General features: G+C 61.3%; 16 protein-coding genes. All 16 read right to left on the bottom strand.

Features of this window, described 5'->3' with window-relative positions; all coding sequences use genetic code 11:
* Positions 1-6 precede the first annotated feature (6 nt).
* The 16 genes from AC1D13_RS16305 to tssC all read right to left on the bottom strand — a co-directional run bounded on the left by AC1D13_RS16305 (position 7) and on the right by tssC (position 24129).
* Positions 7-2202, bottom strand: a complete 2196-nt coding sequence (locus tag AC1D13_RS16305; protein ID WP_457282549.1) for a GNAT family N-acetyltransferase — start codon at positions 2200-2202, stop codon at positions 7-9.
* The gene (gene tssA, locus AC1D13_RS16300; RefSeq protein ID WP_457282548.1) at positions 2199-3350 is read right to left on the bottom strand and encodes a type VI secretion system protein TssA; all 1152 of its coding nucleotides are present in this window, start codon (positions 3348-3350) and stop codon (positions 2199-2201) included. Before tssA ends, AC1D13_RS16305 begins: the two co-directional genes overlap by 4 nt.
* On the bottom strand, positions 3347-7321 hold the full coding sequence (locus AC1D13_RS16295) for a type VI secretion system protein (RefSeq protein ID WP_477689916.1): 3975 nt from the start codon (positions 7319-7321) through the stop codon (positions 3347-3349). Before AC1D13_RS16295 ends, tssA begins: the two co-directional genes overlap by 4 nt.
* A gap of 1 nt (position 7322) precedes the next feature.
* Positions 7323-8075 carry a DotU family type IV/VI secretion system protein gene (locus AC1D13_RS16290; protein WP_457282546.1) on the bottom strand — a complete coding sequence of 251 codons (753 nt, stop codon included), beginning with the start codon at positions 8073-8075 and terminating at the stop codon, positions 7323-7325.
* Between the two features lie 11 nt (positions 8076-8086).
* Positions 8087-9559, bottom strand: coding sequence for a type VI secretion system baseplate subunit TssK (gene tssK / locus AC1D13_RS16285; RefSeq protein ID WP_477667393.1), 1473 nt, complete (start codon positions 9557-9559; stop codon positions 8087-8089).
* Between the two features lie 11 nt (positions 9560-9570).
* Positions 9571-10041, bottom strand: coding sequence for a hypothetical protein (locus AC1D13_RS16280; RefSeq protein ID WP_457282544.1), 471 nt, complete (start codon positions 10039-10041; stop codon positions 9571-9573).
* A gap of 2 nt (positions 10042-10043) precedes the next feature.
* Positions 10044-10442: a DUF4150 domain-containing protein gene (locus AC1D13_RS16275; protein WP_477667394.1), complete on the bottom strand. Its 399-nt coding sequence runs from the start codon at positions 10440-10442 to the stop codon at positions 10044-10046.
* A gap of 3 nt (positions 10443-10445) precedes the next feature.
* A complete protein-coding gene (locus AC1D13_RS16270; protein ID WP_457282542.1) occupies positions 10446-11024 on the bottom strand; it encodes a DUF3540 domain-containing protein in 579 nt (192 codons plus the stop codon).
* Positions 11021-12028, bottom strand: a complete 1008-nt coding sequence (locus AC1D13_RS16265) for a pentapeptide repeat-containing protein (protein WP_477667395.1) — start codon at positions 12026-12028, stop codon at positions 11021-11023. Before AC1D13_RS16265 ends, AC1D13_RS16270 begins: the two co-directional genes overlap by 4 nt.
* An 83-nt stretch (positions 12029-12111) precedes the next feature.
* Positions 12112-14733 carry a DUF2169 family type VI secretion system accessory protein gene (locus AC1D13_RS16260; RefSeq protein WP_477689915.1) on the bottom strand — a complete coding sequence of 874 codons (2622 nt, stop codon included), beginning with the start codon at positions 14731-14733 and terminating at the stop codon, positions 12112-12114.
* Positions 14734-14739: 6 nt separating this feature from the next.
* Entirely contained in the window at positions 14740-17382 is a 2643-nt protein-coding gene (locus AC1D13_RS16255) for a contractile injection system protein, VgrG/Pvc8 family (protein ID WP_477689914.1), read from the bottom strand.
* The gene (tssG, locus tag AC1D13_RS16250; protein ID WP_477689913.1) at positions 17379-18575 is read right to left on the bottom strand and encodes a type VI secretion system baseplate subunit TssG; all 1197 of its coding nucleotides are present in this window, start codon (positions 18573-18575) and stop codon (positions 17379-17381) included. The genes AC1D13_RS16255 and tssG overlap by 4 nt, the downstream gene beginning before the upstream one ends.
* Positions 18539-20350 carry a type VI secretion system baseplate subunit TssF gene (gene tssF / locus AC1D13_RS16245; protein ID WP_477689912.1) on the bottom strand — a complete coding sequence of 604 codons (1812 nt, stop codon included), beginning with the start codon at positions 20348-20350 and terminating at the stop codon, positions 18539-18541. Before tssF ends, tssG begins: the two co-directional genes overlap by 37 nt.
* Before the next feature lie 13 nt (positions 20351-20363).
* Positions 20364-20747 (bottom strand): GPW/gp25 family protein, encoded by a 384-nt coding sequence (locus AC1D13_RS16240; protein ID WP_457282536.1) that lies wholly within the window; start codon positions 20745-20747, stop codon positions 20364-20366.
* Positions 20748-20837: 90 nt separating this feature from the next.
* The gene (locus tag AC1D13_RS16235; protein WP_348049164.1) at positions 20838-21410 is read right to left on the bottom strand and encodes an Hcp family type VI secretion system effector; all 573 of its coding nucleotides are present in this window, start codon (positions 21408-21410) and stop codon (positions 20838-20840) included.
* 43 nt (positions 21411-21453) lie between these two features.
* Positions 21454-24129: a type VI secretion system contractile sheath large subunit gene (gene tssC / locus AC1D13_RS16230; protein ID WP_477689911.1), complete on the bottom strand. Its 2676-nt coding sequence runs from the start codon at positions 24127-24129 to the stop codon at positions 21454-21456.
* Positions 24130-24609 lie beyond the last annotated feature (480 nt).

The following is a 24609-nucleotide window of genomic DNA, read 5'->3' as shown; positions in this document are numbered from 1 at the left end:
AGAAATCTAGACAGCATGAACACTTCCCCCTATGAGAGTTTGACCGGTCACCAGCGGCTCTCCGATGCAATCGCAGATCGCCGCAAGGCGTAATTCGAGTTCGTCATTGGTGCAGGCAAGCGCCCCAGGCAGCGCGAGGTGCATGAACCGGTAACCCACATCGTCGCCACGCGACTCGTGCCCGAGCGTGTCAAACCCGGCTTTCTCAAGCAGCCGGTGCGAGCGCGTGTTGCCCTCGTGTACCGAGGTGAACAGGTGCCGTACCGGTCCGCCGGCGAGGCTTGCCGTCAGCAATCGCACCGCACGCGCACCAAAGCCAGTGCCTTGATGATCGACACCTATCCAGAAATGGATATGCGCCATATCAGCCTCGCGGCGCAAACCGACGGCACCGACAAAACCGAAATTCCGGTGAACCACTGCATATTCGGTCCCCTCGCTGCCGCCTACATGGGCAAGATAGGTTTGCGCCTCCGCTTCACAGGTAATTGGCGGCAATCCGGCCACCACGGCGATGTTCGGGTCCCGGTATTGATGCAGCCATGCCGGGATATGCAGGACATCAAGTGGCTCGAGCGAGAGCTCATCGTCGCGCATCGCGTCGGCTTCATACCAGTTGCTGGCCTGCCAATTGGCCAGCCGGCGCTCCAGCAGCTCATGCATGCCTTGCGCCTCAGGGTGACCGGCATCCAGGCGCAGACATTCCCGTACGACGCGCAATGCGGTGGCGCTGCGCCCGGTTTCCGCCTCCAGTCGCGCACGCAGCAGCAGCTGATCGATGCGAGAAGCCGTCGGCGAATCGCTGTCGGGAGTCGCGGCGAGCACATCACGTGCCAGCGCCCACTGACCCACATGCACCAGCAGGCCTGCAAGGCCAAGCCCCGCATCACAACGCTGACGCGGTGTCATCTGCTGCCATGTGCGTGCCAGGCTGCGATGCAGTGTTTGCAGTGCACCTTCGTCCGCAGCGTCCAGCAGGCGAAGATCAAGGCTGTCGAGGATGGATTGGAGAGCCCAGGGATCATGACCCGAGCAGCGAAGGCGAAAATTGATTTCGTCAACGCTCCCCACAGGGCTGTGGGGAGCCCCGTGCCACCAGCGCTCCGCTGGATGGTCTTCATCTACCGTATCGATCAGACTGCTCCAGCTTGCGGCATCCATGCCGATGGCATCGTCGCGGCAGGCCATATGCTGAATGCATCCCGATGCGCCCCACTCCAGATGCGCAACATGCGCTCCAGCGCTTTCCTGATGCATCCCAAGTGCATGAAAATTGGCGGGGAAGTACAGTTCGCCAGGAGCGAGTTGCTCAGGAAGCGCCATGCAGTTAAGCCTGATCTGCCGCTCATCGGCGACTCCCTGGTCTGCCGCCAGCAGCAAATAGCGCCCGGCAGAAAAATCGGCAAGCGCATCCAGCAAGGACAGTGCGGCGTTTGAAAGTAGAACAGTGGCACTGATCAGGCTGGCGCGGTAATGGCCCAGCAGCGCGGAAGCGGCTGAGGCAAGCTCATCCTCCGCCAAAGCCTGCCATTCAGAAGTCAGCGCGAAACGACCTTCGCCGTCTGGCTGCGCCTGAACCCGCGCCTGCAATAGTTCGCCGTAGTGCACACCGTACAGTTCTGCCGGCAATGCGGAGAACCCGCCTGCCGTCATCGCGACCACCGGGTTGCGTGATCCGAACAAGGCAAAGCGGTTCGCACCGAGCAAAAGCGGGTGGCCGCGCCGAGCCTGCCAGCTTGCCTGGTCAAGCCAGCCGCGCGCGACAAAAGGCTGAAGTGCTGGCTGTTTGAGCAGCGCCAGTGCCGGTTCTTCACCCGCCAGGGGGCACAGCACATACCGGACGGGCCAGCCGAGCATGCCGCAGGCATGCATCTCATCGCGCAAAGTGGTCAACAGCACCGCAGCCAGGGCGCCGTCATCCGGACCCATGTTCAGGATGTAGAGTGGTTGCGACAAGTCCAGGCCACCCAGGCGTTCAAGCCTGCTCCAGTACATAACTACGGCACGCGCCCAGGTGCACCCCAGGCGCGGGCCGGTCAGGGCGGCAGCAATGCCCGAACGCTCCTTAAACAGAAGGGTCGGCAGTTCGCAAAGGTTTTTCCAGACCGAAGCGGCGATATCCATCGCCACTGACGGAGCCGACGGATCAGTCCCCGGGGAAACCGGTACGAGAAGCCCTTGGGGTTCAGATGATGCGATCATGTTTCCTCCCGCGCTGCGGGTGTTTCAAGCCCCACCAATTCGAAGATATTGAGTTGGCCGCCAAGACGGATAAACACCTCCTGGTAGAGCTCGGCCGTGTTGAGCCTTCCCCATTCGATCGCCCGGCGTATCAGGTAGGGCGCCGGGCTGTGCGGATCCATCTTGAGCAGTGTGTCCCCGAGTTGCTCCAGCATGGCGTAGACCTGGCGCCGGTCATCAATGGACCGCGGTACGGCAACGCCGGCCCACGTCTGGTCATCCATGATGGCCGTCTCATCGGATCCCGCGACGGTACCTGGCCCCGGCCCGGATTCGCCGCCTGCGGCCGCCAGCGTTATCCCGCGCCGCTGCAGCTCGGATTCGGCCAATGCGTACAGTTGAGCCAGCAAGCCGGCCAGCGCCGACAGACTCGGTCCGTCCACCGCGAAGTGGCGGTCGATGCTGTCTCTGAGCAGTTGCATCGCACCGAGCGCATCATTCAACTGCTGGTGCAGCGCCTGATACCAGGCCAGGGGCGTCGCGGCCATCGCTGCGGTGATCGTTTCCGTGCTGGCATGCTCCTCCTCATCAGCGCTGTTAGCTGCGGCCGCGGCGGCCGGGGCCAACCGTTCGCGGTGCATGGCAACTTCCCAATCGGCGAGGTTGTAATTGCGATGCATGCCCGTTGAAGTCATGGCGAGCTGCTTGAGCACAAACGGCAAACGGTTGTTGAGCGAACGCAGGATGTTGGCTCGGTGTTCGCCGCCGGAGTCAGCGTCCTGGGGATAGAGATCGTCCCAGTAATCACGCAACAAGCCATCAAGCAGCAAAAGGCTGGGAGCTATCGCGGAAAACCCATGCTGGTTCACTTCGGCCTCAAGCAGCCAGGCAGCGACCTGCAGGTCCTTGGATTTGGAACAAAGGGCCTCGGTGGCGACACGGCTCACTACTGGCCAGTCCGCTCGCTTGAGCTTGTGCTCCCACGGACCCAACGGCAAACTCGCATCGTCCTCGCGTCTGGCGTTCTGGATGGTGTTGTAGACACCATTGCCTTTAACCGAATAACCGGCGGGATTGCCCGCGTCGATCGGGTCGAGCAAGGTCTCGAGCGAACATCCAAGCCGTTCGCCGAAGTAACGCTGTGATCGGGTCATCAATTCAGTGTTCATGGTTTTGCTCGCTTTTGCGTGGAAACATCTTGCCGCTGCGGTGCAGACCTGGGAAAAGGTCCCGGCCAGACCAGGCTGGTACTGGCCTGGGATTTCGGATCGGTGCCAGACAGGGTCAAGCCGAGGTAGAACGTGGCCTGGCCCGTCGTGACTGCCGGGGCTGTTGTGGGTGTCGCCTGGGTCGTGCGCTGTATCGGCACACTGAATTCGAGCAACGCCTTGCCCGGCTTGAGGGGATCAGCCGGTCGTGCCGGCACAGGCTGGTAGCGCTGCAGCATGCGCAGCAACGCCCAGTTCCCGCTTTCAGTGAACGAAGCTGTGCTGCCTTCGACCCGGTAGCCACTTTGCACCGGGTATGCGGCCGGTCGCCAAACAGACAGCTCGGCCCAATTCAGATCAAGCGCGAGCACCTGGCCGTAGCTCCAGTCCACGGTCGGCGGCTTTCCACCCGGATAGCTCGCCACCCGAGAACCTGAGCTCACAACCCAGCTCACGACCTGTTCACTGCCAGGCGACTCCTGGGGTAGCGCACGGAAAGTGATGTCGAGCTTTAGAGGCTGCGGTGCTGCGCCTATACCCAAGCCTGGCCGCAGAAACTGATCGGCTGCATCGAGTTCACTGAGGAACCCGCGTGCCGAAACGACCCAGCCAGGGGTGCTCAGGCCGGACAGCGACTGTTGCAGCGATTCGCGTTGCGCGGCGTAGTCACTGAAAAAGGTCTGCACCTCCGCCAGCGAGGCGTCCGGACTGCTGGTTTCGCCGAACGGAAATCGCCCCTTGAGCCGGCTGTTGAAGCGTTTGGCCAGGGCATCGTAGGCAGTGGTTGCCTGTTCGGTACGACGGTCGACACAGCGCAGGTTCAGTTGCGCAATCAGGTCGCGCCGCCTCTCCGAGAACATGTCGTTCCCGTAGTCGGCTGGCTGGTAGGCCGCCAGCACCTTGCCGCAGTTCGCATAGGTGAGATCGGCAATGGTCTTGAGGAAAAGCGTGTCGAGAGCGCCAACTTGCTTGCCCGGGTCCTTGAACTGCACGTAACTGGTGACCTCATTGATCGTATTACTCCAGTACGGCAAGGTTTGTGCGTTGTCGCGCTGCGCATCATTGACGCCGTCAGTGTTGCGCAACAGATTCACGAAAGGATCAGCGTAGCCAGCGAGTACCTGAGCGCGCGCAACCTGCCGCGCGAGGTAGTCGCGTATCACCGGCGTGGTGCCCAGGTTCACGAGCAGGCCGTCGGCAGGACCGGCCTCGGGGTCATAAAGCCGGCTGCCACTCACAAGGCCCGAGACGCGGCCGAGAGCATCCGACGAAAAGTCCCGCGCGCACTGTGAAACGCGTCCTGCGCTCGCGGTAAAGCCGAACTGGGTATAGAGCCGCAGGTTGCCGATCAGCGGATCCAGTGCGCGCGAAAAATCGCCACTCTGCTGCAAAAGCTGCTGGTCTGCCGCCGAGACCGCGTCAAGTCCCTGAGGCACGAACAACTCAGTTGCAGCCGACTGCGCCGAGCGCATCGCGTCATTCATGACCTGCTCAAGCTGCGCCCTCGCAAGCCGGTCGAACAGCGGCTTGCTGGTTGCCGGCGCACCGAGAGGCGGCAGTCCCTGGCCTGCTGCGAATCGCTGGTAATCAGCAGCGTAATTCATGGACCGGCCGAGGTCTGCCAGGCGCCAGCCGGGCGCTGAACTCACGCAGGCGAAGGCCTGCGGGTTCCGGACCTGCATGAAAGTCTGCTGTAGCAGGCTTTCGAGGCCGCGTACCTCTGCCGACAGTGCCGGATTCATGACGAGACTCTGGCCCTGTGCGATGAGCAGAGGCCCGTAGGGCGAAAGCTGCATGCCACGCAGCACCTGCATGGCCGGGTTGTAGCACCTTGCCTCATCAAAACCGCCGTCACCTGCCAACAGGTCTTTCGGATAGCTGTACTGTGTCACGAGGGGCGACAGCAGTTGCCGCAGTTCCTTCGCGTCATCGGCGCAGGGGTTGTTGTTCGGGTCCGATGGCACCCATGATTTGGCGACCCAGACCAGCCATGAGGTGAACCGCCTGGTGTTGTCAACAAGCGGCCCTTTTGCCGGATCAACCCTGGCCAGGAGGCTGGGGCCCATCGAGGCCTCAGCAAGCAAATCGACATGCAGTTGCCGGCTGGAATTCGCCAACTGGCGCGCCCAGTTGCCGCGCGAACGCTCGGGCACATTCACCACGCCGCTGTAAGGCACCTGCTCGAGCGAAGCGGCAACCACGCCGCCGGGCCGCGCCGCAGCAAGGGGCAATCCCGCTCCGTAGACGTAGAGATAAATCAGGTTGAGATCATCCAGCTTGCGGACGGTGGATTCGGCGGGTATGGCAGTCAAGCGTGCGAAACGCTGGAGCTTGTCTTCCAGGTTGTTCACCTCCAGCGCAAGCACCTTCAGGTTGGCGCGGGTTTTGGCATACGCCGAGTTGTTGACTGTGATACCGGCAAGCGTCGGCTCTGACGCCGCGACCAGACCAGCGTCGAGCCGCGCGACCCGCGCCTGCAGGCCGCAAGCCAGCGCCGGAAACACCGTGCGCGCCATCACGGTACTGGAGACAGCCTGCACCGCGTTGTTGCTGGCACGCCGATCGACCCAGGACAGCGGCATCGTCGCGAACACCAGGTCGATATCGAGGGCCGAGGCCCGGGACAGCGCATCGTCAATCAATGGGCGGCCGGCGCAGCTCTCCTGTGCACCTGCCAGCGCCTGCGACTGGTAGAGCGCGGCGATGCTGCGACCCAGACCATCAACCTGGCGCTGCAGCCGCCAGCCCGATAACACCAGTGCCAACAGCAGCAACCCGGCCAGCACGATGCAGGCTTGCTGAAGCCGCAGCAGCCCCGGCTCACGCGACCAGAATGACGCCAGCGTGGCGCGCGCCAGCCCACACTCCCCCAACGCCTTTTGCGTCAGGACGTCTTCGGCAAACGAGACATCGGCACGCGGCATGCCAGCTGGTGCGCCGGTGTCTTCGGTGCAGCCTGTGAAATAGACACCTCGGCACAGTGCAGGCTGCGTCGTCGCCGTGTCGTGAAAGACCTCGGCCAGGTAATCACGCAAGGGCGCATGCAAACGCTCGAAATGCCTCGGAAACAGAAAAAACGCATCAGCGTCGGCAATCTGCTCCTGCGCCGCAGCGGCCTCTACCTGGATTTCCTTGAGTCGTTCACCGATGTCAACAAATGCCTCGTCAATCCACTGTACCGGGCCGGACTGCAACAGGCCGTCGCGCGCCGACCAGCCGAACATGCTTTCCCTCTGCGAACGCCCCTGCAGACGCCAATACGGAGCAAATCCATCGACCGCGTCGCACTGGCTGACGATCACGTAGACCGGCAAAGCCAGGCTGGTGGCGGCACGCAGGTCGTCGAGCTGTCGCCGGGCATCGAGCGCGAGTTGAAGCACACTCTCACGGCCCATGCCCAGCAAGTTACGGGAGGAAACCACCAATAGCGCCCCGTCAAGTGCACGTTCGGGGCGCAGGTGGACGAGTCCGCGCAGTACGGCTTGCCAATCTGCCGCGTCGGATCCGGTTTGACCGGCAGCGCTGAGCTTGCCTTGCGGGTCTATGAGTTCACCCTGTGCCAGGCTGTGCCAGGCTGTGTGGGGGACGCCGGCGATCGTCGCCGCCTGTGCGTCTGGCTGTTGCCGGACCTGTCGCAACGAAGCGATCAAGCTGCTTTTACCAGCGCCGGCCTGCCCGATCATGATGACCCAGGTTTGTCGGTAGCGCTCCCGTGCGGTTCTGGACAGCACGGTCCGCAGCCCGCGCAACCAGGCCAGGAACGACTGCCAGCGCGTTCGCCAGAAACTTCCCTTCAAAACGGGCTTGATGGCACCGGCCGCAACTATCAATTTGGCCTGGCGCGAGCGCACTATCAACCAAAGCACCAGGATTCCGAGTGCACTGGCGACTGCGGCAAGCACGCCAAACCAGATACTGCTGATGCTGCTCATCTCAGACACCCGCAACCTTGACCAGCGGCTGGATCAGCCATAGCCAGAGCGCCGACGACATCAGCACAAAGCCAAGTGCATAACCCATCGCCAGACGCAACCACGGGCGCAGGGGCGCGACCCGCGCATCGGCAGTCGACTTGACCGTGTGTTCATAGGCTTGCACAAACAGCCTGCCGTCAGACTCTGCCGGTCGGCCGTTGACAAAACGGTATAGTCGCTGGCGCAGTGTGTCCAGGAACAGCTGGCCCTGCGTGCCCCGATGCATTCCCTTGAACCCAAGCTGCAGCGCGAGCAGAAAGCAGGCAGCGAGATCGCGATGCAAATGGGATCGGGACACCACAGCCAGCACCTGCTCCGCCATGTCGAAGAAGCGGCGCCCAGCCTGGCGCGAACCGAACTGCCGGTGCTCAAGCAAAACCTCGAGCCAGGCATCCTGCGCCGGCCACGAGAGTTCAAGGATGAAAATCTCGTCAGCCAGCACCACCATCACATAGCTGGCTGCCGTATAGGCGCGTTGCTGCGCTTCACTCGCGGTAGCCCGCATATCGCGTGCCTGGCCGGCCAGAAGGTCGGCCAGGCGCAGGCTCACACGGCCCGCGAGTTCGGCCGGCTCGGCCGGTGCCGCACCAGAGACCCCCAGGTAGGCTTGCAGCGACCCGCGTTCGCTTTCCTGCCGCACGCGCGCAACCTCCTCATAGAACTGCGCAAAGCAGCTCAGGAGCGGCATTTCGGGCATAGCAGCAGGCTGCATGGCTGCGTCTTTCAGGTCCGCGTGCCTGCAGCGCGCGCACGATAAAGCAGAATCATCGCGGGCGGGGTTCCCGGCGACTTCTTGTCACCGCTAATGACGAGGTTTTGCCCTGGGCCGAACAGCCTGGTATCGCCTTCTTTGAGCTGCAGGACCTGGTTGTCGATCGCGAACAAGGCCGCTCCCGAACGCAGGTTGCGTTTCGCCAACTCCTCAGCGGTCAAGAGGTGCGGCCTCGCGGTCACGCGCAACCGGGCTGCGGCAGGCAGCAACGCCTCGCTCGCGATGCAGGCGTCAAGCAACCAGCGTTCCATTGACGCGCGTCCATCGGCCCCCAGGCCCTGGCCGCCTTGCGGCCTGAGCTCGACAAGCAGTTGTTCACCCGCGTCAGGAGGCAACACATGTGTAAAAGTACCGTCGGCATGGCGTTCAAACGGCTGCAGCTCGAAACTGGTATTGATATAGCTGAGCTTGCGTACCACATAGTCCAGCGCACGCCGGAACTGTGGCGAACAGTCATCGTGCTGATAAGCGTCCAGCACAGGCGGGATGGGATTGGCGCCGAACGATGCCATCGTGCCAAGCAGGAGCGCCAGGCTGTCGTAGACCGCGCGCGGGCTCGACTCGGGGCGCTGCACGATGAGGCTGAACTGCGGCAGCACGGCAGCCAGCCGTCGGGCCATCTCCAGGTGCTTGCGGAAATGGGCGCCCTGCAATTCATCGTCCTCGGGGCCGTCGCTTTCCCGGTTAGCGCCCAATTCGCGCAGCTTGAGCCACAGCGCTTCATTGAGCAGCTGGAGCCGGTGCCGCAAGCCGGTTGCCTTGAGAAAATCGCCGGCCTGCCAGCACAGCATGGGCGGGTGGTAGGGCTTGAATTCGACATGCCTGTTTTCTTCGCGCCGGAACAACTCGAACAAGGGACAGACCTCGTAGCCGGCCGGGGCTGCAACTTCGGCTGACAGCGAGATCGCCGGCCGCAGGCGGTCGACCGGCACCGATCCGGTCAGGGTGTTCTCGTCAAGCGATACCAGGCCGTGCACAACCTCATTGCGCGCCGGTGTCGTATTCCAGTGATTGGAGGCGTTGCCCCGCACAGGCATGATCAGCGACAACCGCACCCCATCCGGCGTGCGCTGCAACTGCGCGGTGACATCAAGTTCGAGCGCTTTTCCGGTGTACGAGCCGGGAAACACGACCGGCGTGCCGTCTGGCATGATGCATTCAAGCCGTTTGATTGCGACGATACCGGCCTTGAGCTTCACCATATCCAGCTGCAGCAGGCTCAATCCCCAAAAATCCGGCGCGACGCACGATAGCCGGTACCTCAACTGCTCCTGCCAGTAAACATCGCTCTGCTGAAAATGCTGGGGTGACAGCAACATCCCTTCGATCCACTGGACACTGTCGGGCAAGGCCGGACCGGCCGCAGCTGAGAACAGCTTCGCTGCGGGCTGGGCGGCTTTAGGCGCTGAAATGGTTTCAGGCATGGGTTCTCCAATCATGAAAGGCAGCTCGTATAGCTGATCTGCGTGCTACGCAGGGTGATCAATGCGCATTTGTAGGCAGTGATGTTGGCGACAGCCTGACCGCCGGCGCTCACATAGCTTGCGTAGCTGTAGACATAGACGGCCTTGCCATAACCAATGGGCAGGGGCTGGTTGGTGACCGTGCTGCCAGGGACAACCTGCACACCAAGCACTGCGATGCCGCTGGCCAGACCGGCCTGCAGCGCGTCGCGATTGGCAAACCAGTCGGGTGAGGTCTTCGGCAAGACGGCCGCCGCGTTCTTGTCGAAGACAAACACCAGGTCGACCTCGGTTCCCATATTCTGATTGGCATCGAGTTCGGCGACGATGTTCAGCGTCTTTAGCGGCGTAGTAGGGCTGTAGCCCAGCGCGTAGCTGATAAAACCGCAGCCGGAAACAGCCAGCAATGCCGCTGTGCCGAGAAAAGCGTTGACGATGCGCATGATCATCCCAGCACCATCACGCATACCTGCGAAGGCGTGATCGACATACCGATCGCGTTGCCTATCATGCCGTTCTGCCCGACCACACTGGTCAGCCGTGTCGCAAACACACCGCCCATCGCGACCTTGAAGCTACCCATGAGGTATCGGTCCGGCCCAATTTCCATGCCCGAAACCACGCCCAGGTTGACGCCAGGCTCGTCGCCGTTGCTCAACGTGCCCTGCGTCACCAGGTTTTCAGCGAGTCCGCCGCCGACGATCACGCAGGCCTGCGAAGGAATGTGCGAAATCGTGATGACGATATTGGGAAACGGAATGGGCACCGGCCCCACCGGCGTAGGCACCAGACAGACGTCGGGAAACGCGAAATTGATGACGCAGAGGTTCGTGTTGGCGAACATGGTTCATCCCAGACTGATGCGTTCAGCATCGAGCTTGATGTCTTCTTCGGCCGTGACCAACGCCTGCCGCCCATGGAGCCGCAGCAGCGCCGAGGCCTGCATGATCCCGTGCTCGACACGCGTTACGAGATGGCGTGCCGACTGCACCATGGTCTCACTGACGGACGCCAGGAAATCCCTTGCGTTGACGCTGACGGAGCCGCTGGCCGACGTCAGCTCGACGTCACCAAGACAACGCAGTGCGATTTGACGGGTGCAGGCCAGCTCAAAAGCTGGCTGGGTGATCGCCATAAGCTCCGCACCCGGCACGGAAAGCTCGGCACGGCCTGCGCCCGGCGTGTCCGCGGCCGGCTGCGGACGCAGCAAAATATGGGTCACAAACAAGCCCGAAGCACTTTGCAGCACGGCCACCGTGTCACCTGGCAGGGGTGTGAGCAGGCAGGAAACCGCTTGTAACGCAAGCCGGCCGTCCGCCAGCCGCCACTGCGCTTGTCCGAGTGACCGGCCTATGCTCGCCTCTCCCCAGCCGTGCACGGTTGCGGCGCGCACGGGAAGGTCAAGCTGTTGTGTTGCCTGTTTCATGCTGCTTCCATTTCAAGTGAACGTTTTTCGGCGGCAGCGCGCGCCTCCTGGGTACCCAGGGCAGCGGCTACGTTGGCACCGGTGAAATCGGCACCGGTCCAGACCGCACAGTGAAAACTCGTACGGTCGAGCTTGCAGTACCGGAAATCCATTGCCCCGCCATTCGCATGCGCGAACTGGGCAAACTGCAAGTCCGATCCCGCGAAAACGACACTGTCAAGCCTGCTGTGATCCCAGATCGTTTTCACCAATCCGGCTCCGCGCAGCGAAACTCCGTTGAGTTGGGCTTTTTGCAATACCGCACCCTCGAGTTGGGCGCCGTCAAGATTTACCCGGTCAAACTTCGCTTTTACGAACTGGCAGCGCGTAGCGTCAATGCCGTTCATCAGCGTCGCACTGAAGCGGGCTTCGGCACAATTCGATTCACGGATGCTGGCGCGGCTCAGATCAGCACCTGAAAAATCGGCACCCTGCAAAGTGCAACGCAACAAGCTGGCACCGGCCAGTTTCTGCCCGGCGAAGCTGGCTTTGATAAACAGGCTGGTGCTGGCACGCATGCCAGCGAGCCTGGCTTCCTGCAGTTGTGCTTCGTTCAGGCTTACCTGCTGCAATTCGGCACCCTGCCAGTCGCTGCCGCCCCACTGGCAATCCGCAAATGCGCTGCGCAGCAAGCGCGCCTCAATCCAGAAAGAGCCGCCGATGTCGCACTTCGTCAGCATGGATTTCTCAAGGCTCGCACCGTCCCAACGACTTTGGCGGAGGTCACACTGACTGAAGGCCAGCATTGTGCCGGCCGTACCACGCCAATCGCTACCAGCCAGGCGGCTCTGGCAAAAAGCGGTGCGGCGCAACCCGGCATCGCAAAAGTCGGCCGCGCCGAGTTCGCAATCAATAAAGGACGCTCCCTCCAGCTGGGCACCGGCCCAATGCGAACCCGCCAGCTGGCAGCCGCTGAAAACCGCACCTGTGAAATCGTGGCCGCTTGCATCCAGTCCGGCCAGCATCTGGCCACGCACCGGACGGCCAAGCCGCACCAAGCGCTGGATCTCGGCCCAATCCTGGGCGGAGGCCTGGCTGTAAATTCTGCTCACGCGAGCCTCCTGCGCGCATCCAGACGTACACCGCGTGTGTCCGCATCAACCAGGCAGACCTCGGTGAGTTCGGCTTCATACAGGCTGGCGTCGCGCAGATCGGCTTTTCCAAAGTCAGCCTTTCGCAACAACGCCTGGTAGAAGTCGGTGCCCACGGCACTCGCACCGGGCAGTTGTGCCTTCATCATGAGCGTGCGCGGCAGGCAGGCACCGTCAAGGCTGGCGGCACTAAGGTCAGCCCGACTCATATCGCACGCCATGATGAAAGCGCCGTCGAGCCGCGCACCCTGCAACTGGCTTTGCGTCCAGCTTCCGCGTTCAGCGCGCAATCCGGACAGGTCGGCGCCACGCCAGTCGCTGTCATTCCCCTGGACCTGGACCAGTCGGGCCTCCCTCCATTTACTGGCCGACAGGTCGGAACCGATCAGTGCACTTCTCTGCCATCTCGAACCCGAAAAATTGGCCCCCTGGGCCTGCAGCTTCCAGGCAACACATTTGTTGAACGAGGCACCGCACCAGCTACTTCCAGCCAGTTTGGCCTGGTTGAAAATTGTTGTATCCAGCGTCGCGCGATCGAAGTTTGCGCCGCAAAGATCTGCATCGTCGAGTTGAGCGGCTGACAGGTCGCAATCGGAGCCGCAAGCTTGTCTCCAGGTCGCCTTGGAAGCACGGGCCGAACAAAGACTCGCCCCGCGAAAACTCGCTTCGCATGCATGGCTGCTGCAGAGATTGGCCTCATCAAGGTTGACCTCATCAAGTAGTGCGCCATTGAGCCGCGCCTGCGTCAGTACAGCGCGACGCAGGTTACAGCCGCGCAGGTCGGCACCGCTGAGGTCGGCGTACTCCAGCATGCATCCGCCAAGGTCAAGGCCCGCAAGTATGGCACCGCGCAGATCCGCGCCGGCAAGGTCGCGGCCCGCAAGATTTTCTCCGGCCTTCGCCCAGGCCAGCACCTGCGCCCCCAATAGCGACGCGACAGCGGGCGACAGCGCCTGCGCGGGCGACAGCGGGACGGGAGACGCATGGCGGGCTTTGCTTTTGAGTTGCGCGGCAGCCATAAGGTCGGCATGTTGGGATGGCGTCGCGGCCAGCGCGAGCGGCGCCAGTGCCTCTCGTGTCGCCGTACCATCGGCGCGCTGCAACACCTCCGTCCAGAGCGGCCCGGACTCCGGAGCATTTCCATGCTCCCCAGCGGGAACATCCGTCTGCCCCGTCAGTACCTGTAGCTCTGCTAGCTGGTGAGTAAATGCTGCCTGCTGTGCGGCCGCGTTTTCGCGGGTACTGGCCACCAGCTTTTCGACGCTGTGCATCAGGCTGGTCAAGTCCATGTCGCCGTCGGTCAGGGCCTTCGCCGACGGTGTCTGGAGCAGGGGCGGCCCGGCTTTTGGCGGCTCGTAGCCCGCGGGCGGCTTCATGCCGCTTTGCTGCCAAAATTCACGCGTCACTTCGTCAAGCACGTCCTGTCGTTTTTTCAGTGCCGCTTCGGCTTCGGCGGCAGCCAGCGCGGGATCGACTGGATCGAGCCGCGGCGCGAGTTGCGACTCGTTGAGCGCATGCAACGGTGCAGTCTTGGGGTCCAGGCGCAGCGTGAGCACTTCCGCGTAATGGTTCAAGGTACGCGGCGTTTCGGCCGCGCCTTCGTAAGCCAGCATCAATACCCCAATGTCCAGTGCATCGCTGTCGGTGATCTGCATCTCGCCCCGCCAGGCCGCAACACCGAGTTGCTGTTCGGGCAGGAACCAGACCGTGTCCATGCGCAGCCCGATTTCAGCCAGCGAAGCGGGAGAAGCGTCCTTTTTGAGCGCGAAAGCCTTGACGCGCTGCTCAGGCAGTTCGCCCTGGATGGTCTCAATCTGCGGATGCATCCCCTGTAACAGGTAGGCTTCGCCGCCCGCGAAAGGATTCGCGATGCGCTGGTCGGCGGCAGCCTGGTTATAAAGCCGCCAGTCAAGATCTCGCGGCAAGCCGGGATAATCCTCGCGCAGCCAGCGTTCATCGTAAGTACCGGCATAGCGCTTGCGAGGCACCCAATCGATAGGCATGGGCCCAAGTCCAGCTGGGGGATAGCGACGCCCGTGGCAGTCAACGGGCTGAGCGGCGTACTCGACGTTCGGCATAACCCCTTCGTTCGCACCGGCCATTGCGGCGAACCGGTTGCCGTCATGGCCACAGCCAACCGGATTGTCTTCGTAGCCCTGACCACCGAAGGCATGTGCGAAATCAAGCGGCATGTGTACAAATTCCGCAGGCTGCGAGATGCCAAAGAGCGGCAAGACGCCATAGCGCCATTGCCTGTCGCCAAAAACCGCCAGACGCTTGTCGATGGAGCCGACTTGCAGCCGTGCTTCCATACGCTTCACCGGACGATTTCCCGGTGCGCAAGCGCGAGCCAGCACCATGGCCTCGGCTCCGGTCTTAGGCATCGCCTCGTCCAGCGCCTGGCCCGCCGGCAATGCGGCCAGTACCCGGGCCCATTGCGGGCCCTCCATGAGAAAGCGCTGCGGCCTGACTTCACCCAGCGGAAAGAATCCCAGCGCCGTCACCACCAGGCGGTTTATGCCGGATTGCCGGTATGTCTTGTAGAGCAGGCCTAGGCTCAAGGGCTTGATGATCTTCATGGCGGCCTAGAGATAGATCTTCAGCTCGGTGATCGTCAGGCTCAGGCCCGTGATCTGCATCGTCGCCTGCAACGCGGTGAGCTGCACCAGGATGCCGGCCCCGGTCATTTCAATCGAGGTTGATGCGCCTTTCATCGAGATCGCCGTGGTGTCGCCCGACAGCGAGATGTCAGTACTCGACCCCAGAACTGAAACACTGTTGCTCTGGCCCGTGAGGCTGACCCGGCTGGACAGGCCGGTCAGGCTGACCTCGTTGTGAGCGCCAACCAGGTTCATCGCAGTACTGGCACCGGTCAGAGAGGTGCTGCTGCTGACGCCAACCAGATTGGTGCCCGTATCGACCAGCGTCATCGAGACATGATCCGAAGCAAGCGTCACCGCAACGTTGCTGCTCGAACCGGTCGCGCTGGTCTGCATGCTCATGCCTACGACCGAGTCACTGTCGCTGAGGCCAACCATGCTGCTGCTGCTGCTCATTCCCTCCATCGAGCCCGACAGCCGCACCCCGGTCGCGCTTGCGCTGACAGCCATGCCGACCGCCGAGGTCGAGATGTGCTGGCCGGTTACGTCGAGATTGACGCTGCTGACCGTGAACGACTCGCTGGTTTGGCTCGCGGTCGTGGTTGTATTGAACACGGCGTTTTGCAAAGTCGTGTTGCTGAGCGTGCCTTCGGTCTTGCTGGTGTTGGTGGCGTCGCCGGTCACCAGCGAGTGGTTGGTGGTCGTGCCGAACTCGGTGCTGCTCCAGCTTTCCGCCCCCTTGTGGGTGCTGTGGGTCGAACCGAAGGAATCCGACTGGCTCAACAGGCCGTTCGCGCCGTCTTCGGAGGTCGAATAGCCATAGCTGGCACCCTGCGAATACGACGATTCGCGGAACTTTCCGCTGTCGTATTGCTGGCTGACGATGGCAACCGCGTTGTCCAGGTCGGCATCGGAGTGCAAGCCGAAACGGATGCTCTTGCCGTCGCCGTAGGCCGTCGAATAGCTGCTGCCAACGTTGGTATTGGCCGTCCAGCCTGACGGCATGATGACCTTGGTGCCATTAGCCTGGATGATGCTCTGGATTTCAGGCAGCTCGGATTGATCCTGCGCGCGCGTAATGATGACGGTCGTACCGATCTCCGGCACGGTCTGCATGTGCGCAGCCAATTTGACCCAGACCGGCTCCGCCGGGTCGGCACCGTCCGGTGAAAAGATGTCCTGGCCTGTCGAGAACCGCACATAGACACCCTGCGCCTCAACCACCGGCGAAATACCCTCGCTGTCGACAATGCGGCTGGTCTCCGGGTCAAAGTTGTCTTTCCGCATATAGCGCCAGCCCACCGGCGCGACACCCTGGCTCCCACCCGAGACGACACTGGCGAGCACACTGCCTTGCTGTGTCTCCTGGATGGAGAACGGCGTGACCAGTCCCTGCGCGTCTGCCGCCTGGAACTTGTTGCTGTAGCTGCCGTCGAGCGTTGCCTCGTGCTGAACCTGCGTTGCGACAAAGCTCCTTCCCTCCAGCTGAGGTCTGACCTGCAACGGCCATTGCCCTGAACGAACTTCCTGCGTCACCGAGAAGCGGTGGCCGCAATGCAGATAGGGGCAATAGCTCGAACCACTGAATTGCCGGCTACCCGTATCCAGGGTGTCCTGCGTTGCATGGGCATAGTGATCGACCTCAACGTCGCTGCAGCCGTACTGGTAGATCTGGTATTGGTTGAATGGCAAGGCGCCAGGCGCCGGCTTGGTCTGTGCATGAAAACTCTGGAACCCGGCCACTGCATCCGACTCCCAGGCCGCCTCCTCGCGCGTGAACACCGAGGTCACCGCGCTGCTGGCCAGACTCTGCTGAAAGCGATAGTCGCTGATCATGTCGGGCTGAGCCAAGCCGAGAGTATCTTCCTGGGTGCCGCAGTAGCGTAGCGGCTTGCCACCGGGCAGGGCTTCCGGATAAACAGGCCGGTTGGCGAACACCACTGTGTGGCTAGTGCCGGTGGTCACGTAGAAATAATAAATGTGCGCTTTCGACATGAGCCGCCGCACGAACTCGTAGTCGCTTTCACCGGCCTGCAGCCAGTCCTGCTGCCTCGCGACTGCCAGATTTCCTGAGCCGACCAGCGCCGCGACCGAAAAAACAATGTTGTGCTTGTGCAGGACGCCCGCAATAGCATCACGCACATTCAGCTGGCGATGGATGCAGTAGTTGTTCGTGAGCGTAAGCTTCCAAAGTGCCGGCCGCATGGTCACGCGATAGACGCCTGGCTGTTCCATTGAGAAGGATGCGACGATGCCATTGAACAGGGACAACCGCACGCCTTCGTCCTGGCCCTGTACGGCCTGGTCAAACCACTCGTTGGCTTCTTCGCGCGTCGGCTGCTGCTGGTCATCCAACACCGGGTAGTGAACCCCCACAGTGACCGGTCGCCCGAGCAGGTCATCAAAGGCCAGCTCAAGGCCACTCTCGGGGTCCGAGTTTCCGTGCAACTCCAGTTCGTACTCAAAATGATCAGAAATGCTTTCCTGCCCTTTAAAGCTGACCAGCCGAAAGCTACCGTCACCCAGGATGACGCCCGTCTCCAGGAACAGCGCGACATGCAGGTAGACGACCGGCGCCGGCGATAGCAGAGCCAGCGCGGTCGTTATGCCAGTGACGCGGTCGTTCATGTCATGGCTCCCGATTCATAAGCAGGGACCAGAAAGCGCGCGACATAAACACCCGAAATGCCAGCGGCGCTATCCGTCGGCCGCGACTTCAACCATGCGTTAAAGCCCAGGCGCATACCGGAGAAGCCGGAGACCTGAGTCGATACCAGCCGCGCCAGCGGCACCTCTTCTGCAAGCACCGAAAGTTCGATCTCGGCATCGTGGCGACGGTCAAGCATCAACCGTAGCAAGCCTTGCAGTTCCTCATACGAGCTGCGCACGGCAGGCGCTTCGCTGCCGATATCGACCTGGCGTTGCAGCCGTTGCCATTGACGCAGCGAACGTTTTGGTTCTGTGCCTTTTTTCAGCGGCGGCAACAGCGCCTCCAGTTGGGAATATGAGACAGGGCCTGCGGTCAACCGGATGCGCGACTGCTGATCCCAAGTGCTGCGACCAAGCAGCATGTCAACACCAAGCCGGTGACCACTGCGGCCCAGGCGGTGCTGATCCTCCGGATCGATTGCGCGCCATGCGCCCACCAGGGGCTGCAACCTGACAGGAAATCCAAGCTGCACCGAGAGCACCTGAACCAGCCCGGCTGCCGACCGCCGGCCGTTCGCCAGCAAGTCCCCGATGCCGAGCCACTGGCGCTGGGGCATCGGGATTTGCCCGGCCTGCTCGGCGTTGTCCACCCCCATCAGCGCGCCAAGGTATTCGGCGAGCTGGCTGCGCTCAGGCCGCTCGTTGTTCAGCCCAGGCTCAAAGCCAGCGCGGGTTTCATAACGCAGCAGATTTAGCCGGTTATTGAAAATGTCGAGAAATGCGCGCGTCGCGGATTTTCCTGCGCGATCCAGCTCGCGCATCCACTCGAGAAAAGGTTCGGGCAAGGGACCGAGTGCACTGCCAACACAGAAGTCCGGGGTGGTGATCGCCAGCATTTGCGGCCGGTCACGCTGATCGCCTTCGGCGTCGATCAGCGCCGGTACCGCAGAGGACCCGGATGCAATGGCCTGCACACGCACTGCGCTCGCCGCGCGCGCGGGAAAGCCCGCATCAAGGTCAGCCTCGAAACGCACGGTCTGGCCTGACCCGCCGGCACGATCATCCGGCTGGCGCAGCCACAGACGGATCATCTGCAGGAAATTGAACTCCCCAAAACGCTGCTCGAGCCGGCGGCTCAAAGAACGATCTGGGCCCCAACCATTGGCGGCCATCTTTTGAGTACTCCTTTCTCGTCAGTGGTTTCCAGGCTTACGCAGACCATGTTGTTGACTGTTGAGTAGAGCGCGAGAAAGTAGCGCAGCACCGATGCGAACAGCAGCATGCTGGTCGACTCAAACTGTTTTCGATTCAGTGTGAGGGTGATATAGAGGCATTGCACATAGCCCCGCACTCCATCGCGTATCGTGTAGCGCATGCCGGGCCGGCATTGAAGCGCCTGAATTCCTTCAATGCTGCGGAAAGCCTGTGTCTGCAGAGGGTCGATGTGGTCGCGCAGCATGCTTTTGAATGCAGCGAGCGCCTGCGGTCCCTCTGCCATCGACAAGTGGCTCATGCCGAGCTGGGACACCAGCGACCAGGGACGTCGCCCTATCAGTGCCGGGGTGATGTGACGCGAAGGCCGGCTTATCACTTCGAGTACCGTGATCGGCCCCGCCCCTTCGAGCTGCAGGGATTGCTTGATCAACAGCTGTTCTGCCAGCTTGCGATTGGTGCAAAGCGCCCGCCCGCCAACCACTTCTGCCGGCGGCAGTGCCATCTGCTGCCGGACGTCAAGAAAAGATACGTACACCTCGGTACCGGCAATACCGCCAAGCTGGTTTTCCTCGCGCCGCATGACATAAAAATAGTCATCTGTGCCACGCGTCTGCGCATTTCCAAGTTCGAAGTACGGCGCCAGCTTGCGTTGGCTGCCGTCGGCGCTAATGGAAACCAGCTCCTCAATGCTGTAAATCTCGCAGTTTTGGCGGTTCTGCACATCTGCTGTTAGCTGGTATTCGTACTGCGTGTGGTCAAGCGCCAGGGGTTCCATGCGCTGACGATAGAGGTTCACCATCGGCACGCAGTTGAGCTTGAGCGAGCGTGACGAGAGCTGGCGATCCTTATGGGAAGCCACGTCAAACTGGAACAACAAGTCAAAACCATTCTCAAACGGAGCGAGGTCAAACTCGCCGGTTTCGAAAAACATAAATTTTTCCGGAAAGGAAAAATATTCCTGAAGAAGCCGGTGTCCGGGATGCATGTTGGTTCGGACCGGGAGAGCGGCCTCTTCGTCCTCAAACCCGAGCCAGTGGACGGTGCTCTGGTTTGCGCCTGGCAGTGGCTCACCACCAATCTGTGCGATGTCAACGGCGTGCAGATGCAGGCCCAGCATCTCCTGCAAATACCAGGCGTCTTTTTGGCTGGTGTCGATATAAAAACGCAACCGGGTTTTCTTGAGCGCCTTCACCGGATCGATACCCAGGCTGCGCACCCGAACACGCAGCACCGACAGGCAACGCTCGTCGCTCAACCCGACCGGAAAATCTCCCGCCTGCAGCATGTCAATCTCGACAATGCCCAGCGGCACCAAAGGCAAGTCGCAGGTTGTCGTAAAGCGGCAGACGCTTTTCCGGCCCCGGCCGTCCTCGGCCGTCACACTGGCCTGCCGCCCGCGCTCCAGAACCGCGCCGGCCGCGTCGTCCGGCTTGACGCGGACCTGAGCAATCAACATGGACGGCACGGGTGCCGCCAGGTGCGGATAAAGGTAACCGAGGAGTACGTTCGGGATCAGCGCCTTGCTGACTTCGGACTCATATTGCACACGGCCGGTCAGGAAAGCAAAGGACTGCAGCAGCATTTCCACGTGAGGATCGTGCGAGCCGGTGCGATCGAGTTTGAGCGCCTGCGCCTCCGTCGGATAGGCCTGCGCAAATGCAGCGGCGTCGTTACGCAGCCCTGCCAGTTCACGCTGGTAGTAGTCCTTGAGTTGAGTTCCGTAGACTTGCATGGCCTGGAAGCGCCTAGCGGCGCGGCAACCCGAAGCTGAAGGTCTCTGTCAGCGGCTGGTCGGCGAGCTTGCCGGTGACGACTACCTGGAAAGGCATGACGGAACTGCGGGTTTCCTCAACAGTTACACGTACGCCCGTCAGCCGGGGTTCGTGACGCATGATCATGTCGCGGATGCTCAGCGAATAACGCTGTATGTCATCTTTTTGGGCGTAACCGGCGCCGGTCAGGGAAGGCAGGCCGACGCGCATGAGTTCCAGACCGGTCGAACCAGCCCAGACGTGCGAGCTAACCAGCCGCTGAATCTGCAGCCGCACGGCATCGCGCAGATTGAAGCTCTGGCCGCTTTGCGCCGGCGCCGCACCTGCAAACTCCAGGCGCTCAAGCAAGAACTGCATGTTTATCCCCTTGGGCCGGCGCGCCGCAACAACGGTACGCCATCTCAAAAACAACGAAAATCCACGGCCCCCGCAGGGCCGCAACGAGGCTCAAGTGAACGCCGTCAAAGGCCTGTTCTGCGCCAGACTCCAGCCGGCAGTGACATTCCCCTTGACCTGCATGTCCGGCGTCTGCACGGCGTAGGTCCAGACGATCTCGGTGAAGTTAAGCTTGAACTGCTCGGTCGGCATGTCGTCAGGATGTGACTGGAATTGAATTTCGCTGATAAGCGCGTCGCGCAGCATGAAGGTAATGATGTTGCCGACCTTGTCGCCCGAGTTGCGCAGGATGTAGATGTACGAGGGCTTGGCCTTGTCGCCCAGCGACTTCGCGCGCAAACAGAAGTCGTAGAGCTTGACCGAAGTCTTGTCAACATATTTGACGCAGGTGAACTCCGTGATCACCGGCCTGCCAGAGGTGCGCGCCGAATTGCTGACGTCCGTCGTCACCTGCTGCTTCATACCCTGGTGCACTGACACCAGTTCGATGCATTGGCCGAGCTTGAGTTCCTCATTGGCGGTCCAGTCGGCGCCGGTCGAAATCAGGCTGCCGCCCGTGGCCCAGTCATTGCTTGTTGTGGGGAACACAGAAGTGTCGCCGGGTTGTAGCAGTATCAGATCCATGGCTTGTCTTTCGTTGGTCTATGTTGGGTGGGAAGTGAATGCATCACTTCGGCAGATTCGCCACAAGGCGGATCGAGGTCGTCAATTCCTCAAGCTGGAAGTGCGGCCTTAGGAAGACCACCGCGTTGTAGGAACCCACAGCGCCCGGCACGTCCTTCACGATCACGTTCGCCTGGCTCAGGGGGAAACTCGCCTTTGCGTCCTGAGAGGCGTTCTCATCGAGCAACACGTAGTTCGATATCCAGGTGTTGAGGTAGGCCTCCACATTGCCGCGCGTCAGGAAGCTGCCTATCTTGGCGCGCATGATGACCTTGATGTAATGGGCGAAGCGCGAGGCTGCGAGCATGTAGGGCAGCAGCGCGGAAATCTGCGCGTTGGCATTGGCGCTGTCGGAAAAATACTTCTTCGGCTGGTTGCTGGTCTGCCCGCCAAAGAATGCAGCTTGCCCCTTGCCCTTGCAATGGCATAGCGAGATGAAGCCCAGATCGTTAAGCTCCTTTTCACGCCGGTCGGTGATGGACACTTCAGTCGGACAAAACAACTCCTCCGCCCCGGAATCGGTGCGGTAGCTGTAGGTCGGCAGGTCCTCAACCAGTCCACCACCTTCAACCCCGCGTATCGCTGCTGTCCAGTTGTACTTGGAGAACGCGTTGGTCACGCGCTGCGCCAGCATGTAGGCCGCGTTGCCCCACAGGAAGCTGCCGCTATCAGGCGAACTGCTGGAAGGCCCGACGGTCTCCTCGAAATCCATGCCGTCAACCGGCCAGCTGTTCTTGCCGTAAGGCAGGCGCAGCAGCACATGCGGCATCACCAGCGTCACATAGCGGGAGTCCTCGCTTTCGCGGAACTCCTGCCAGCCGGCCAGCTCAATGCTTTCAAAGATTTTTTCCAGGTCACGGGGTTTGGCGAGGTCGCGAAAGCTGTCGAGTCCGAACAGAGATGCCGAGGCTGCGGTGATGTATGGCGCATGGGCGGAGGCCGCGACTTCCGCGATCTTGCGCAGGAATTCGATATCCTTGGCGCTGCGACCCACCTCGTAGCCGCCAATCAGAAGACTGTAGGGCAAGCCGCCGAAGGTGCCGTACTGGTCTTCGTAGATCATTTTGAAGAGTTTGCTTTGGTCCTTGTCGACCGCCTTCTCCATGTCGTCCAGCAGCTCGTCCCTGGTGGCATTGAAGACACTGAGCTTGAGCATCTTGCCGGTTTCGGTGTTTGACACGAAGTAGTGCAAGCCGCGCCAGGTCGCTTCGACCTCCTGGAACTTCGGCGCATGCATGATCACGCTCAATTGCCTGCTCAACCAGCCGTCGATGTCGGAGATGTGCGAGTCAATCGCAGTTATCGCGGCCACCGGCGCATAGGTGGAACCTGGAGCATCGAGCCGCGCCAGCACATCCGTCGCAAAGAAACCGATCGGGCCAAGGAATTTCTGCCTGTCCTCGTCGGTTTTCAGGCCAGCCGCATCCATGAGAGCGAAGACCGCATCAATGTTCTGCCTGGCTTGTTTTTTTGTCGGAGGCACCGGCTTTGCCTTCGGGTCAGGCGTGTCGGTAGCGCCGCTGAGAACCAGCAGCATATTGTTGGCCACCCTGCGATTGACCGCGTCATGCTTCTGCTCGGCCACTGTGCGCACTTGTGCGGCGTCGGTCGGCATCGCGATCGAATCGCTGTCGTCGGTCTGCTGCATGCCGAGCACAGCCAGAGCAGCCCTTTTTGCGTCGGCATCGATCTGGCCGTCTTTGGGTGCGAGCGCTGCCAATAGCGCTGTGGCGTCTGCAGCGAGCTTGGTCTGCGTCGCGGTCGCAGTAGGGTCGGCGCCAAGATTGCCGGCAATCGCATTGCGTTCCAGCTGGATTTTGGAGGACAGGCCGGCATCCCACTGCGTAAGTTGCTGCAGCTGGGCTGACACTGTCTGCAGGTTCTCCGGCGTGTCCGGGGTCGAAAACACCCCCAGCAGCCTGCGCAGCGGCGCCAGGGTTGCATCGGCGTCAACCACCGGCTTGCCGTCCGCGCCCACGCTGTTGACGGTCTCATATCCCCAGTCGGTAGCAGCCTTGAGCTTGGGCGTCTGATCGGCCTTGCCCATCACCATGGCCAGGTCGTACAAAGAAGATGTGGCCTTCTTGAGTTCGCCAGGCGCCTTGTCCATGTCTGCTTTGACGACGCTGTTGCGGTAGTCCGGCCCGGCCAGCACCTGAAGTTGTGCGCGCTTGGCCTGGCCGTCCGGTGTTTTGGCGATCAACAGATTCAGTTGGTCGTTGAGCCGGTCGCTCGACTCCGCCCGCGACTGCAGCATGCGGATGTTGCTGCGTACCCGATAGAGCTTGTTGAGGTCAGGAATGGCGCGCACGACGGCGATCGGGTCGAACGCATCCAGCGAACTGAAAGTAATGTCGCCGGACAGATTGGCCGATTCGACGGCTCCGATCTGCATTGCACCGGGTGGTGACGGGATACGCGGAACGCGGCCCAGAGCCACACGCGGCAACTGCGTCTTCATGACGTCGTTGAAGAGGTCCCGGTCAATAGGCACCATCTGCCGCTGCTTGTACGGCGGAAATTCCACGTCGGGATCGCGATCGCCGGCCAGGTCGGCGAACACTCCAACAATGAAGGGGAGCTCCTGCTTTTCGATGGCGCCGCCAGTCTCCACCTCGTAGGTGATCTTCACCCGGGGCGGACGATTACGCTCCAGCCATTTTTGAACACTTTCAGCCATTTTTAGCCTCTCATAGTCAATACCGCACGCACTTGCAGAAACGCTCGCCAAGCCACGAGGGCCGCGGGCGGAATTTCTCCCGCACTGTTTTTGCAAGCGGCATGCCAACCTCAAAAATCACTTAACGCGTTGATTTGCATGACTATTTTTTTCACCTCTGAAGGTGAGGGGGACTAATTTGCACCGCTCTTTTTTCAATTGAGCGAAGGCATCGCATACCGGAAAAGCGTGCCGGTCGAAGGCCCGCGACATCTGTCCGTGCTTGTGCAACCAGCAGGACAAAAATATCCATGCCTTGGTGCAGATATGTCCCGTCACTTTGAAAACCGCGGAAACTTTCCAAAGAATGGAATGCCACTATTGCGAATAGTTAGTTTCCAAAGAAAATGACTGGTTTTGAGCTGACCAGGACAATAATGAAGTCATCTATTGCGAAGAAACTGCAGAACAGGCGCTTCGAAGATATTGCGGCATGCAGTA

This window comes from Polaromonas sp. P1_E12, from assembly GCF_056405975.1.
This window is presented reverse-complemented; position numbering and strand designations above follow the sequence as displayed.